At 67.5% G+C, this 14,847-nt stretch carries 10 protein-coding genes; 5 read left to right on the plus strand and 5 right to left on the minus strand.

Going from position 1 to position 14,847, the window contains the following annotated elements; translation table 11 throughout:
• Positions 1-134: 134 nt before the first annotated feature.
• Genes CUJ89_RS18175 through opcM form a run of 4 tightly spaced genes read left to right on the plus strand, consistent with a single transcriptional unit; the run spans position 135 to position 7,057 of the window.
• Positions 135-995 (plus strand): alpha/beta hydrolase, encoded by an 861-nt coding sequence (locus CUJ89_RS18175; protein ID WP_114178810.1) that lies wholly within the window; start codon positions 135-137, stop codon positions 993-995.
• Positions 996-1,026: 31 nt separating this feature from the next.
• Positions 1,027-2,253, plus strand: coding sequence for a multidrug efflux RND transporter periplasmic adaptor subunit CeoA (ceoA, locus tag CUJ89_RS18180; RefSeq protein ID WP_114178812.1), 1,227 nt, complete (start codon positions 1,027-1,029; stop codon positions 2,251-2,253).
• A gap of 45 nt (positions 2,254-2,298) precedes the next feature.
• Entirely contained in the window at positions 2,299-5,499 is a 3,201-nt protein-coding gene (gene ceoB / locus CUJ89_RS18185; protein WP_114178814.1) for a multidrug efflux RND transporter permease subunit CeoB, read from the plus strand.
• A gap of 10 nt (positions 5,500-5,509) precedes the next feature.
• On the plus strand, positions 5,510-7,057 hold the full coding sequence (opcM, locus tag CUJ89_RS18190; RefSeq protein WP_114178816.1) for a multidrug efflux transporter outer membrane subunit OpcM: 1,548 nt from the start codon (positions 5,510-5,512) through the stop codon (positions 7,055-7,057).
• 353 nt (positions 7,058-7,410) lie between these two features.
• On the opposite strand, the gene CUJ89_RS18195 is transcribed toward opcM, so the two are convergent.
• The 5 genes from CUJ89_RS18195 to CUJ89_RS18215 form a co-directional block, all read right to left on the minus strand.
• A complete protein-coding gene (locus CUJ89_RS18195; RefSeq protein ID WP_114178818.1) occupies positions 7,411-8,262 on the minus strand; it encodes an alpha/beta fold hydrolase in 852 nt (283 codons plus the stop codon).
• A 247-nt stretch (positions 8,263-8,509) separates the two neighbouring features.
• Positions 8,510-8,839 (minus strand): DUF3579 domain-containing protein, encoded by a 330-nt coding sequence (locus CUJ89_RS18200; RefSeq protein WP_114178820.1) that lies wholly within the window; start codon positions 8,837-8,839, stop codon positions 8,510-8,512.
• Between the two features lie 22 nt (positions 8,840-8,861).
• Positions 8,862-10,223, minus strand: coding sequence for a sigma-54-dependent transcriptional regulator (locus CUJ89_RS18205; protein WP_114178822.1), 1,362 nt, complete (start codon positions 10,221-10,223; stop codon positions 8,862-8,864).
• Positions 10,213-12,096 (minus strand): sensor histidine kinase, encoded by a 1,884-nt coding sequence (locus CUJ89_RS18210; RefSeq protein WP_114178824.1) that lies wholly within the window; start codon positions 12,094-12,096, stop codon positions 10,213-10,215. The genes CUJ89_RS18205 and CUJ89_RS18210 overlap by 11 nt, the downstream gene beginning before the upstream one ends.
• A 112-nt stretch (positions 12,097-12,208) precedes the next feature.
• Positions 12,209-13,573 carry a 2-hydroxycarboxylate transporter family protein gene (locus tag CUJ89_RS18215; RefSeq protein WP_114178826.1) on the minus strand — a complete coding sequence of 455 codons (1,365 nt, stop codon included), beginning with the start codon at positions 13,571-13,573 and terminating at the stop codon, positions 12,209-12,211.
• Positions 13,574-13,994: 421 nt separating this feature from the next.
• Here CUJ89_RS18215 and CUJ89_RS18220 point away from each other — a divergent pair, with 421 nt between their 5' ends.
• A complete protein-coding gene (locus CUJ89_RS18220; RefSeq protein ID WP_114178828.1) occupies positions 13,995-14,846 on the plus strand; it encodes a MetQ/NlpA family ABC transporter substrate-binding protein in 852 nt (283 codons plus the stop codon).
• Position 14,847: the final 1 nt, after the last annotated feature.

Genomic DNA, 14,847 nt, shown 5'->3' on the forward strand with positions numbered 1-14,847 from the left:
CTGCGTTACCTCGTGGGTGAACGCAGCCTTGGATTGTTCGGGGGCGTTGAATTGTGTTGCCGGATTATAGGCATTTATCCGGATGTCTGCCGGACCCAGAATTCGTTCCATCTCGAAATGGATGCTGCATCGTCATGGACGCTTCTGAATTCAGCAAATTCCTGAAAGCCGCGTTGCCCGCCGAAGCCAGAGCCGGCGCGGCGCTGGTGGTGTCGGAGGTGGAAATCCCCGGCTACGCGCAGGACATCGTGCTGCGCCTCTACCGCCGCCCGGACAAGACCGGGTTGCCAGTAGTGCTTTATTTCCACGGCGGTGGCTTCGTGCGCGGTTCGCTCGAAGACGCCGACTTCGCCGCGCGCTTTTTAGCAGAACGCTTACCAGCTCTCGTAGTGTCGGTCGATTATTCGCTCGCGCCGGCCTTTCCTTTTCCGGCTGCGCCGGAGGATGCGTATCGCGCGGCCGTGTGGGCCGCGACGCGCGCCCGCGCATTCGGCGGCAACCCGAAGAAGATCGGCGTCGCAGGCCACGACGCGGGCGGCCAGCTCGCGAACTGCCTCGCGTTCATCGCGCGCGATCGCGGCGAAGTGTCGATCGTCGCGCAGGCGCTGTTCGGGCCGATGCTCGATCCGAGCATGACGCGCATTGGCGACGCCGATCGGCTCGAGTCGGACATCACGCCACGCGAATGTGCCGCATGTTATCGCGCGTATCTGCCGCAGGCGGCGCAGCGCATGCACCCGTACGCGGCGCCGCTCGAATCGGTGCGCCTCGCGGGCCTGCCGCCGACGCTCGTCGTCACCGCGCAGAACGACGTGCTGCATGTCGAAGCGGAGAAATATGCGGGCTGCCTGATCTCGTCGGGCGTGCTCACGCAGGTGATCCGCTATCCGGACATCACGCACGCCGCGCTCGCGACGCACGAAGCCGCCTTCGAGGAAGCCGTGCGCTTCTTCCAGTGCCGCTTCCAGGCGCGCCAGCCGAACCGTTCCGAATAACCAAACCAATCCACGTTTACTGGAGATCCACATGGCCATCCTACGCACCTCCCGTTCCCGAATCGCGACTGCGGCGATCGTGACGCTCGCCGTCGTCGGCCTCGGAACGTTCGGCGCGATGCGCGTGAACGCGAACGCGCCCGAGAAAGCGGCGGCGCCGCTGCCCGAAGTCGACGTCGCGACCATCGTGCCGCAGACCGTGACCGACTGGCAAAGCTATTCGGGCCGCCTCGAAGCGGTCGAGAAGGTCGACGTGCGCCCGCAGGTGTCGGGCACGATCGTCGCGGTGAACTTCAAGGACGGCGCGCTCGTGAAGAAGGGCGATGTGCTGTTCGTGATCGACCCGCGTCCGTACCAGGCGGAAACCGATCGCGCGGCCGCGCAGCTCGCGGGCGCGCAGGCGCGCAACGGCTATGCGCAGACCGACTGGCAGCGCGCGCAGCGGCTGATCGTCGACAACGCGATCGCGAAGCGCGACTACGACGAGAAGCAGAACGCGGCGCGCGAGGCGAATGCGAACCTGAAGGCGGCCGATGCGGCGCTGGAAACGGCGCGCATCAACCTCGGCTATACGCGGATCACCGCGCCCGTGTCGGGCCGCGTGTCGCGTGCGGAGATCACGGTCGGCAACGTGGTATCGGCCGGCGCGTCGGCCGCGCCGCTGACGACGCTCGTGTCGGTGTCGCCGATCTATGCGTCGTTCGACGCGGACGAGCAGACCTACCTGCAATACATCAACGGCGCGCGCGACGGCCGCAAGGTGCCGGTCGAGCTCGGCCTCGCGAACGAAACCGGCTACTCGCGCAGCGGCGTGATCGATTCGGTCGACAACCGGCTCGACACGTCGTCCGGCACGATCCGCGTGCGTGCGCGCTTCGACAACGCGGACGGCGCGCTGGTCCCGGGCCTCTACGCGCGCGTGAAGGTGGGCGGCAGCGCGCCGCACCAGGCGCTGCTCGTCGACGACGCGGCGATCAACACCGACCAGGACAAGAAGTTCGTGTTCGTCGTCGACCAGCAGGGCCGCGTGTCGTACCGCGAAGTGCAGCAGGGGATGCAGCACGGCAACCGGCGCGTGATCGTGAGCGGCCTCGCCGCGGGCGACCGCGTGGTCGTGAACGGCACGCAGCGCGTGCGGCCCGGCGAGCAGGTGAAGCCGCACATGGTCCCGATGACGGGAGGCGATGCACCGTCCGCGCCGCTGGCGGACAACGCGAAGCCGGCAGCGCCGACGAAGGCGGCGAAGGCGGATTCGTAAGCGGCACGCCGCTTCGCCTCCGCGTTCAACCAGACAGAGCCACACATGAACATTTCAAAATTCTTTATCGACCGGCCGATCTTTGCAGGAGTCCTATCGGTGATCATCCTGCTCGGCGGGGTGATCGCGATGTTCCTGCTGCCGATTTCGGAATATCCGGAAGTCGTGCCACCTTCCGTGATCGTGAAGGCGCAGTACCCGGGCGCGAACCCGAAAGTGATCGCCGAGACGGTCGCGTCGCCGCTTGAAGAGCAGATCAACGGCGTCGAGGACATGCTCTACATGCAGTCGCAGGCGAACAGCGACGGCAACATGACGATCACCGTCACGTTCAAGCTCGGCACCGATCCGGACAAGGCCACGCAGCTGGTGCAGAACCGCGTGAACCAGGCGCTGCCGCGCCTGCCGGAAGACGTGCAGCGGCTCGGCATCACGACGGTGAAGAGCTCGCCGACGCTGACGATGGTTGTCCACCTGATCTCGCCGGACAACCGCTACGACATGACCTACCTGCGCAACTACGCGCTGATCAACGTGAAGGATCGCCTGTCGCGGATCCAGGGCGTCGGCCAGGTGCAGCTGTGGGGTTCGGGCGACTACGCGATGCGCGTGTGGCTCGATCCGCAGAAGGTCGCGCAGCGCGGGCTGTCCGCCGAGGACGTCGTGCAGGCGATCCGCGAGCAGAACGTGCAGGTGGCGGCCGGCGTGATCGGCGCGTCGCCGTCGCTGCCCGGCACGCCGCTGCAGCTGTCGGTGAACGCGCGCGGCCGTCTGCAGACGGAAGACGAGTTCGGCGACATCGTCGTGAAGACGACGCCGGACGGCGGCGTCACGCGCCTGCGCGACATCGCACGGATCCAGCTCGACGCGTCGGAGTACGGGCTGCGCTCGCTGCTCGACAACAAGCCGGCTGTCGCGATGGCGATCAACCAGTCGCCGGGCGCGAACTCGCTGCAGATCTCGGACGAAGTGCGCAAGACGATGGCCGAGCTGAAGCAGGACATGCCGGCGGGCATCGACTACAAGATCGTCTATGACCCGACGCAGTTCGTGCGCTCGTCGATCAAGGCCGTCGTGCACACGCTGCTCGAAGCGATCGCGCTGGTCGTGATCGTCGTGATCGTGTTCCTGCAGACCTGGCGCGCATCGCTGATTCCGCTGATCGCGGTGCCGGTGTCGATCATCGGCACGTTCTCGCTGCTGCTCGCGTTCGGGTATTCGATCAACGCGTTGTCGCTGTTCGGGATGGTGCTGGCGATCGGGATCGTGGTCGACGATGCGATCGTCGTCGTCGAGAACGTCGAGCGCAACATCGAGAGCGGGATGAACGCGCGGCAGGCGACCTACAAGGCGATGCAGGAAGTGAGCGGGCCGATCATCGCGATCGCGCTGACGCTCGTCGCCGTGTTCGTGCCGCTCGCGTTCATGTCGGGCCTGACCGGCCAGTTCTACAAGCAGTTCGCAATGACCATCGCGATCTCGACAGTGATCTCGGCGTTCAACTCGCTGACGCTGTCGCCGGCGCTGTCCGCGATCCTGCTGAAGGGCCATGGCGAGAAGGAAGACTGGCTCACGCGCGTGATGAACCGCGTGCTCGGCGGCTTCTTCCGCGGCTTCAACAAGGTGTTCCATCGCGGCGCGGAGAACTACGGCCGAGGCGTGCGCGGCGTGCTGTCGCGCAAGACGGCGATGCTCGGCGTGTACCTCGTGCTGGTGGGCGCGACCGTGCTCGTGTCGAAGGTCGTGCCGGGCGGTTTCGTGCCCGCGCAGGACAAGGAATACCTGATCGCGTTCGCGCAGCTGCCGAACGGCGCGTCGCTCGACCGCACCGAGAAGGTGATCCGCGACATGGGCTCGATCGCGCTGAAGCAGCCGGGCGTCGAGAGCGCGGTCGCGTTCCCGGGGCTGTCGGTGAACGGCTTCACCAACAGCTCAAGCGCGGGCATCGTGTTCGTCACGCTCAAGCCGTTCTCGGAACGGCACGGCAAGGCGCTGTCGGCCGGCGCGATCGCGGGCGCGCTGAACCAGCAGTACGGCGCAATGAAGGACTCGTTCGTCGCGGTGTTCCCGCCGCCGCCGGTGCTCGGCCTCGGCACGCTCGGCGGCTTCAAGATGCAGATCGAGGATCGCGGCGCGGTCGGCTATGCGCGGCTCGCGGATGCGACCAACGACTTCATCAAGCGCGCGCAGCAGGCGCCGGAACTGGGCCCGTTGTTCACGAGCTACCAGATCAACGTGCCGCAGCTCAACGTCGATCTCGATCGCGTGAAGGCGAAGCAGCTCGGCGTGCCGGTCACCGACGTGTTCAACACGATGCAGGTGTATCTCGGCTCGCTGTACGTGAACGACTTCAACCGCTTCGGGCGCGTGTACCAGGTGCGCGTGCAGGCCGATGCGCCGTTCCGCCAGCGCGCGGACGACATCCTGCAGCTCAAGACGCGCAACGACAAGGGCGAGATGGTGCCGCTGTCGTCGCTCGTCACGGTGACGCCGACGTTCGGCCCTGAAATGGTCGTGCGCTACAACGGCTACACGGCGGCCGACATCAACGGCGGCCCGGCACCGGGCTTCTCGTCGGGGCAGGCGCAGGCCGCGATCGAGCGCATCGCGCACGAGACGCTGCCGCGCGGCGTGCGGTTCGAGTGGACCGACCTCACGTACCAGCAGATCCTCGCGGGCAACGCGGCGATCGTCGTGTTCCCGATCAGCGTGCTGCTCGTGTTCCTCGTGCTCGCCGCGTTGTACGAGAGCCTGACGCTGCCGCTCGCGGTGATCCTGATCGTGCCGATGAGCATTCTGTCGGCGCTGACGGGCGTGTGGCTCACGCAGGGCGACAACAACATCTTCACGCAGATCGGCCTGATGGTGCTGGTGGGGCTGTCGGCGAAGAACGCGATCCTGATCGTTGAATTCGCGCGCGAACTCGAACACGACGGCAGGACGCCGCTCGAGGCCGCGATCGAGGCGAGCCGGATGCGGCTGCGCCCGATCCTGATGACGTCGATCGCGTTCATCATGGGCGTCGTGCCGCTCGTCACGTCGACGGGCGCGGGCTCGGAGATGCGGCATGCGATGGGTGTCGCCGTGTTCTTCGGGATGCTCGGCGTGACGCTGTTCGGGCTGATGCTGACGCCGGTGTTCTACGTCGTGCTGCGCACGCTCGCGGGCGGCAAGATCCACGTCGCCGGCAAGGATTCGGCCGGCTACGGCGTACCGGCCCCGGGCGTGCCTGCTCCGGATGCTTGAGGATAAAAAGATGAACAACATGCACAACTCGAATGGCCTGATGCGCTTCGCGAAGGTGGCGGCCGCGAGCACCCTGCTCGCGACGCTGCTCGCCGCGTGCGCGGTGGGCCCCGACTACAAGCGCCCGGATGCGTCGACGCCGACGGCATTCAAGGAAGCGCCGACGCTCGCAGCGGGCGAACAGTCCGGCACGTGGAAGACGGCCGAGCCGTCGGACGGTGCGCATCGCGGCGAATGGTGGACGGTGTTCGGCGATCCCGTGCTCGATTCGCTCGAGACGCAGGCGCTCGCCGCGAACCAGAACCTGAAGGCCGCGGCCGCGCGTGTCGAGGAAGCGCGCGCGGCGACGCGTTCGGCGCGCTCGCAATGGTTCCCGCAAATCGGCGCCGGCTTCGGGCCGACGCGCGAAGGGCTGTCGTCGGCGTCGCAGCTCCAGCCGCAGGGCACGGGCCCGACCAACGCGACGCTGTGGCGTGCGCAGGGCACGGTGTCGTATGAGGCCGACCTGTTCGGCCGCGTCGGCCGCAACGTCGAGGCGTCGCGCGCCGACCAGGCGCAAAGCGAAGCGCTGTTCCGTTCGGTGCAACTCGCGCTGCAGGCGGACGTCGCGCAGAACTACTTCGAACTGCGCCAGCTCGACTCGGACCAGGACCTGTACCGTCGCACGGTGGAATTGCGCGATCAGGCGCTGAAGCTCGTGCAGCGTCGCTTCAACGAAGGCGACATCAGCGAGCTCGACGTGTCGCGCGCGAAGAACGAGCTGGCCAGCGCGCAGGCCGATGCGGTCGGCGTCGCGCGCCGGCGAGCGGCCTCCGAGCATGCGCTCGCGATCCTGCTCGGCAAGGCGCCTGCGGATTTCGCGTTCAAGGAAACGCCGATCGTGCCGGTCGGCGTGAAGGTTCCGCCGGGCCTGCCGTCCGCGCTGCTCGAACGTCGTCCGGACGTGTCGGCGGCCGAGCGCGCGATGGCGGCCGCGAACGCGCGGATCGGTCTTGCTAAGTCGGCGTACTTCCCGAAGCTCGACATCACGGGTGCGTTCGGCTATGAGGCGTCGACGCTCGGCAACCTGTTCCTGTGGTCGAGCCGCACGTTCCTGCTCGGGCCGTTCGCCGGCACCGCGCTGACGCTGCCGCTGTTCGATGGCGGGCGCCGTGCGGCGGGCGTGCAGCAGGCGCGTGCGCAGTACGACGAGCAGGTCGCGAACTATCGGCAGCAGGTGCTCGTCGCGTTCCGCGAGGTCGAGGACAATCTCGCCGATCTGCGTCTGCTCGACGACCAGATCCGCGCGCAGGATGCGGCCGTCAACGCGTCGCGCCGCGCGGCGACGCTGTCGCGCACGCAGTACCAGGAAGGCGAGGTTGCCTATCTCGACGTGATCGACAGCGAGCGCTCGGTGCTGCAGTCGCAGTTGCAGTCGAACCAGCTGACCGGCGCGCAGGCCGTGTCGACCGTCAACCTGATTCGCGCGCTCGGCGGCGGGTGGGGCGCGGCGCCGGCATCGGCTCCGGCCGCCGTCGGCGATGCGGCGACGGGCAAGCAGGAGGTTGCAGTGCGTTGAAGCGGGCGGCCCGTGACGGGCCGTCGTAACAGAGGTGCGCTGAAGAACCCCGATCCGCGGCGACGCGGATCGGGTTTTTTTATGGGAAGTCCGTTACGCCTGTCTCTCCGGCTGCGCATTCGGCGATCGCCGGATGGCTCGGTGCAGCGACGGCGGTGCTGATCGTGTTCTTCCCGATCTTCACGTTCGCGTACAACTGGTCGTTCGACAGCGTGTTCGGGTTGCCGGATGCGGTCACGCGCAAGGCCGAACCGATTGCGTAACGTGGGGGCAGCGAAGCGATGCGAAGCAGGGCCCGCATCGCTTCTGAAACGGAAGGGAAAGACCGGGCGGAGCGAATGCCGCGCGTGAAATTACGCCGCGACGAACTCGTGCACGTAGCGGTTGAACACGGCGGGGCTCGCCGCATTCATCCCGTGCGATGCGCCGGCGACGGTCTGCCGTTGCGCATCGCCGATCCATTGCGACAGCGTGTCGACGTTGTTGCGGAACATCTTCGGGCTGCGCTGGCCGTCGATCAGCAGCGTGCGGCATGCGATGTCGCTGGCCGTGTGCTGCGAATACGCGGGCAGCGGGTCGCGCAACTGCTTCGGCAGCGTGCTCGCGTTGTCGATCGCCATCGTGCGGAAGCGCGACGTGCTCTTCTTCCACGCGCCGGGCAGGCTCACCGAATCGACGAACATCTCGAGGCCGCCCTCGACGTCGCCTTGCCCGATCAGGTTCACGGCCTTCGTGCGCAGCGCGATCGCGGCGGCCGGCAGCGCGGCTTCGCGCACGCCTGGCTGCTGCAGCGGGCCGCCCGGATCGGCGAGCGTGAGCGAGTCGACGAGATGCGGATGCTGGCGCGCGACGTTGAACGCGACGCTGCCGCCACGCGAATGGCCGACCAGATGCACGGGGCCGAGATCGAGCGCGTCGATGAATTCGGCGAGCTCGTCGACGTGGTTCTGCCAGCTGAACTCGTCCTGGATGCCCGCTTCGACGGCCGGCCAGTAATGGCTGAGGCTCGGCGCGATGCAGCGATAGTGGGCCGACAGCGACGCGAGTTGCGGATCCCAGTAGCGGTAGTCGCACAGCGAGCCGTGCACGAACACCATCGGCGCGCCGCTGCCCCGCTCGACATACGGCAGGCTGATGCCTGACGAAAGCGTCGCAAATTGCAGGTCGGGGTTCGCGAGCACGGAAGGCTCGATTCGCATGTTCATGACTGAGGGACTCAAAGGTGCGTCAACACGACGCAACTATGCCCCACGGCGACCTGCAAGGAAAACGCATAATTTTCATCGTGACGATCAATTTTATTGATGACTGTGCCGCAAACCCCTGTCGGAGCGTGGGCGTGCGTCGAAGCCTTCAATAATCTGACGATCGGTTTCGTCGCCGAAAGGGCGTGCGACGGCCTGCGCGCACGCGCATTCGCACCGGGAAAAAGGAAGCAGGCGGGCCCGCGCGTCAGCGCACCGTCAACGCGGGTGCGGTCTGAAGCTCGACGGGCAGGTCGTTGTCGGCGGCGAACTGCATCGCGAAGTCGAACGCGTCCGCGCACACGTCGCGCAGCTCGTCCGACACGAACAGGCATTTGGCACCGCCGTCGACGACGGGCATCGCGAGCCGCGACAGCGCGCACGGATAGCCGGGCCGCCGTTCGCCGACGAACAGCGTGATAACGCCTGCGAGGCGTTCGGGCCAGTCGCTGGGGCGGAAGGTCTTCTGCGCGCGCGTGACGCCGCGGATCAGGTGGCCGGCGATGCGGCCTTGTTCAGTCACTTCGATGCGATCCATGCTGTGCGTGTCCTCGTTCGCGTCATTCGCCGCCGTCGGCCGCGGCGTCGCCGCGCGCGGGAATCCGCAGGTTGCGCAGCTTGTGATAAAGCGTCTTCTTCGGCATGCCGAGCGCGACGCTCGCGTCCGCGACGTTGCCGTTGTGACGCCGTAGCATGTCCTCGATCAGCATCCGCTCGAAATACGCGAGCTGCTCCGCGAGCGTGCCGCCCACGGCCGGCGCGCCGCCGGCCGACAGCAGGCTGTCGCCGGTGAGGCCGAGCACGAAGCGGTCGGCCACGTTCTGCAGTTCGCGCACGTTGCCGGGCCACGCATGCGTCATCAGTTCGGACACCTGCGCAGCCGTGACGATCGGCGCCGGCTGTCCGAAGCGCCGTGCGGCCGCGAGCACGAAATGCTCGAACAGCAGCGGCACGTCCTCGCGCCGCTCGCGCAGCGGCGGCAGCTCGATCTGCGCGACGTTGAGGCGATACAGCAGGTCTGCGCGGAAGCGGCCGTCGGCCGCGAGTTCGGCGAGATCGGCCTTCGACGCAGCGATCACGCGGCAGTCGACCGGAATCAGCTCGTTCGCGCCGAGCCGCTCGACCACACGCTCTTGCAGCACGCGCAGCATCTTGATCTGCAGCGGGATCGGCATCGTCTCGATCTCGTCGAGGAACAGCGTGCCGCCGTGCGCCCACTCCATCTTGCCGATGCGCTTCTTGATCGCGCCGGTGAATGCGCCGGCCTCGTGGCCGAACAGCTCGCTCTCGAAGATCTGCTCGGGCAGCCCGCCGCAGTTCAGCGCGACGAAGTGCGCGTCGCGCCGCCCGCCGAAATCGTGCAGGCTGCGCGCTATCAGCTCCTTGCCGGTGCCCGTTTCGCCGGTGATCAGCACCGACACCGACGTATCGGCGAGGCGCAGGATCTTCTTGCGCACGTCGGCCATCGCGGGCGACTTGCCGAGCACGAACGCTTCGATCCCCTGCCAGTTGTGCAGCGCCGCGCGCAGCCCCTGCACCTCGAGCGTCAGGCGGCGCTTCTCGACCGCGCGCGCGACGCGGCCTGCGATCACGTCCGACGAAAACGGCTTCTCGATGAAGTCGTATGCGCCGACCTGCATCGCGCCGACCGCCGTCGAGATGTCCGCATGGCCGCTGATCAGCACGACCGGGATCTGCGCATCGACAGCCATCACGCGGTCGAGCAGCTGCAGCCCGTCGATGCCCGGCATCCGCACGTCCGACACGATCACGACCGGCGCGCCGGGCGCGACGTGCGTGAGTGCGTCGGCGGCCGACGCGAAGGCGTCGACCGGGAACCCGGCGAGCGCGACGGCCTGCTCAACGCCGATCCGGACGTTCTCGTCGTCCTCGACGACCAGCACGCGAATCTCATCTTCCATGCTCTGTCCTTTGCGGCGTGGCCGCCGCGAATTCGATACTGAACTGCGCGCCGCCTTCGTCGCGGTTCGCGGCAGCGATCTTCGCGCCGAACCCCTCGACGATGCGCGACGTGATCGCGAGGCCGAGCCCGAGGCCCTGGCCGCGCGGCTTGGTCGTGACGAACGGCTCGAACAGGTGCGGCAGCACGTCGGGCGTGATGCCGGCACCGCTGTCGGCGACGCTGAAGCGCACGCGGCCGGCTTCGTCGGGCCCGTCGGCGTCGATGACGATCCGGCGCACGGGTGCGTCGTGCACCGCGTCGAGCGCGTTGCCGAGCAGGTTCACGATCACCTGCTGCAACTGGCTCGATTCGGCGGACACCGTCGTGCCGGGCGCGATGTTCACGTCGAGCCGCACGCCTTCGTCGCGGATCCGCGCATCGTAGATCAGCCGCGCATGCGCGACGGCCTCGGCGAGCGACACCGCGACGCGCTCGACGTCCGGCTTGCGCGCGAAGGTCTTCAGCTCGCCGGTGAGCACGGCCATGCTGTCGACGAGCTTGCCGATCCGCTCGAGATTCGCGAACGCCTGCGCGGGCTGGTTACGCTCGAAGAACGTGCGCGCGTTGTCGCACAGCGTGCGGATCGCGACGAGCGGCTGGTTCAGCTCGTGCGTGAGGCCGGCGGCCATCTGCCCGAGCACCGCGAGCTTGCCCGCGTGCACGACTTCCTGCTGCGAATCGCGCAGCCGCTGCTCGGTGCGCTCGCGCTCGTCGATCTCGAGCTGCATTCGCTCGTTCGCGGCGGTCAGCGCGGCCGTGCGCTGCGCGACGGTCAGTTCGAGCTGGTCGTTCGCGCGGCGCAGCGCGTCCTGCGCGTTCAGCCGCGCGACGATCGCACGGCGGCGCTGGATCGCGTAGCCGGCCAGCAGCGCGGCGATCAGGAACGCGCCCGTGACGAACACGAACGCCGTCTGCTGCTGGCGCCGCGCGCCCGCGATGTCGAGCAGCACCATCAGCGAGTCGCCGGCCTGCGGCGCGGGGCGCGACATCACGAGATAACGCGTGGCGCGGCCGGTGCGGCGCGGATCGGGGAAGGTGCCGAACCACGCGGCCGCACTGCGGTCGCCGATGCGGCGGTACGGCAGCGCGTCGACGGTGCGGCCCGCGTATTGCCGCGACGACTGGATGTCGCGCTGCTGCTGCGCGGTGATCGGGCGCAGCGCGGTGAATTTCCACGCGGGTTCGGTCGAGATCACGACCACGCCGTTGCTGTCGACGACCATCGCGGCGACGCCCGGCGCGCGCCACGCCGATTCGAGCGGATCGACGCTGATCTTGACGGCGGCCACGCCGATCGGCACGCCGTCGTCGCGCACCGCGCTGGCGAAGTAGACGCCCGGCACGCCCGTGTTGGTGCCGATGCCGAAGAAGCGGCCGCTGCCGCGCGCGAGCGCGTCCTTGAAGTACGGCCGGTACGACACGTTGGTGCCGACGAAGCTGATCGTCTCGTTCCAGTTGCTGGCGGCGATCACCTCGCCCCGCAGGTCGATCACGTCGACGGCGCCGCTGCCCGCGTCGCGGTTCACCGCTTCGAGGTACGTGTTCACCGTGTGCACGAGACCGGGCGCATCGTGCGGCGCGGCCTTCAGCATCGCGCGCACGCCGTCCTGCCGCGCAACCAGGCCGGGCAGGATCTCGAAGCGGCCGAGCTCGCTCTTCAGGCTCGACGCATACAGGTCGAGCCGGTGCGCGCCGGCTTCCTCGAGCGCGTCGATCGCGCGCTCCCATGCGAAATCGACGGCCGCGCCCGCCACGCCGACATACAGCACGGCGGCCGACGCCCAGCCCCACCACGGGATTCCCTTGAAGCTCTTCTGCACGTTCGCCCTCATCGAAGCCCGCAACCGGCCCGGAACGACGCGCGCCGCGCGCCGGCAAAGCCGGCGGCGGCGCGTGCGGGTCCGGCGGCACGACGGCCTGCGCGACGGGGCGCGCGGCGGCGCGTCATCCGAAGTGCGCGACCAGGATCAGCGTGACCGTGACGACGATCGCGCCGCCGATGCGCGTCGCGATCTGCGCGAACGGCATCAACTGCATCCGGTTCGCGGCGGTCAGGATCGCGACGTCGCCGGTGCCGCCTTGCCCGCTATGGCAGGCGTTCACGATTGCGGTGTCGATAGGGTACATCTTCAGCAGGCGGCCGACCACGAAACCGGTGCCCATCAGCGTCGTGACGGTCGACACGATCGTCACGACATTGACGATCGTGAAGGCGGCGGTCAGCTTGTCCCACGGCGTCATCGCGACGCCGATCGCGAACAGCAGCGGATACGTGACGGCCGTCGAGAAGAACTTGTAGACGACGAACGCGCCTTCCTGCAGCGGCGGCGACACCGCGCGCGCGAGCTTCACGAGCACCGCGAGGAACAGCATTGCGACCGGCGCGGGCAGGCCGAACAGCTTGTGCGCCATCAGGCCGACGAGATACAGCGTGATCGCGGTGATGCCGGCGCCCGCGATGTGCGTGACGTCGACGTGGCCGCGGATTTCTTCGTTTTCCGGCGTCATGTCGCCGCTTTCGCCGACCTGCAGGCGGCCGTTGCCGGTCAGGTGCGGCAGGCGCTTGCCGAGCATGTCGAGCGCGCCCGACAGGATGATCGCGGTCAGGCTGCCGAGCATCACCGGCGGCAGCACCATCGCGAACATTTCGCCCTGCGGCAGGTGCATCAGTTCCGAATAGCCGATCGACAGCGGAATCGCGCCTTCGCCGACGCCGCCCGCCATGATCGGCACGACGATGTACAGCAGCGTGTGGCGTGCGCCGAGGCCGAGCGCGGTACCGACCGCCGTGCCGACGATTGCCGCCGCCACCGAGCCCGCCGCGAGCGGGATGAAGATCTTCACGAAGCCCTGGATCAGCACGCGCCGGTCCATGCTCAGGATGCTGCCGACGATGATCGACGCGATGAACAGGTACAGGAAGTTGGTCGACTTGGTGAATTCGGTCGTTAGGTTCAGCACCGGTTTCGGCAGCACGTGGTAGTACGTGAGCGCCGACGGCACGAAGGTCGCGAAGATCGCGGCCGCGCCGATATTGCGCAGCAGCGGCAGACGCTTGCCGAGTTCGGCGCAGGTGAAGCCGAAGAACGCGAGCACCGCGATCGCCATCGAGATCTCGCCGGGCACCTTGCCGGTTACCACGAAGCCGACGATCAGCGCGAGCAGGATGAAGTAGACGGGCAGCGGAATGATGCCGATGCGGATTTCCATCAGCTTCCACCAGCCTTCAGGCCAGAAGCGTTCGCGCGTGGCGGGACCGGCTTCGGCAATCGGTTCCGGATGGGACGGGGTATGGATAGAGGTCTGCAAGACGTGTCTCCTGATGTTGGAATGCCTGCATGACTTCGCGGCATCGTGTGCCGACTATTACGCAACCTCCGTGCCAGGATTCCGGTTCGCCTGCTCGCTTGCAGGTCATTGATTCATAAGGGATTTGCTTCGTCTTCTGAAAGGGGCTCGCGCAGGCCGTTCCGAGATTTCGGAATTCGCGCGGCGCCCGGGCCGAGATTTCGGCCGGATCGCCGGCCGGGCGCCCGGCCGCGCCCGATCGTGCGCCATATCGCCGCGCGCGATTTTCTTCGCACAATCGCTTCGTAGACCGCCCTCCCGCCGCTCTCTATCATCGGCTGATCCTTTTCCGATGCGACGACGACTGTCCGGAGAACGCCCGCGCGTTCGCCGCGGCGTCGCTCATCCGTCGATACCGTCTTTGGACAGGAGAGTGGTTTCCATGCTGCATGCCGTTTTTTCCGCCCGCTTATCCTCCGGCCGCCTTGCCCGGCCGGCCCGCCTGCTGGCGGCCGCGCTGCTCGCGGTGTTGCTCGGCCTCGTGCTGCCGAACGGCGCGCGCGCCGACACCGCGCCGCTGAAGGTCGGCATCTCGACCAGCCCGCAGATCGAGGCGCTGAAGATCGCCGCGAAGGAGGCCAAGGCGCAGGGGCTCGACGTGCGGATCGTCGAGTTCACCGACTGGAATACGCCGAACGCGGCGCTCGCGAACAAGGACATCGACGTCAACTACTTCCAGCACATCCCGTTTCTCGAGAACGCGAAAAAGCAGGGCGGCTACAACTTCGTGTCGATCGCGCCCGGCACGATCATGAAGATCGGCCTCTATTCGAAGAAGGTGAAAAGCTTTGCCGAGCTGAAGGACGGCGCGCGGGTCGCGATCGCGAACGATCCCGTGAACGGCGGGCGCGGACTGTTGTTGCTGCAGCGCGCGGGCCTCATCACGCTGAAGCCGGGCACCGATTACCGCGCGACGACGCACGACATCGTCGCGAACCCGAAGCACCTGAAGATCATCCCGCTCGAAGCGTCGCAACTCGCGCGTTCGCTCGACGACGTCGATCTCGCGCAGGGCTACCCGAGCTTCATCAAGCTCGCCGGCACGACCGACCCGAACAGCGCGCTGCTGTTCGACGGTACCGAGAACAAGAGCTTTGCGATCCAGTGGGTCGTGCGGCCGGACAGCGTGAACGATCCGCGCATCCGCAAGTTCATCGCGATCTACCAGCACTCGCCGGCGGTGCGCAAGGCACTCGACAACGCGTTCGGCTCGCTGTACGCGATCGCTTGGTGAC

Source organism: Burkholderia pyrrocinia, from assembly GCF_003330765.1.
Lineage (GTDB): Bacteria > Pseudomonadota > Gammaproteobacteria > Burkholderiales > Burkholderiaceae > Burkholderia > Burkholderia pyrrocinia_B.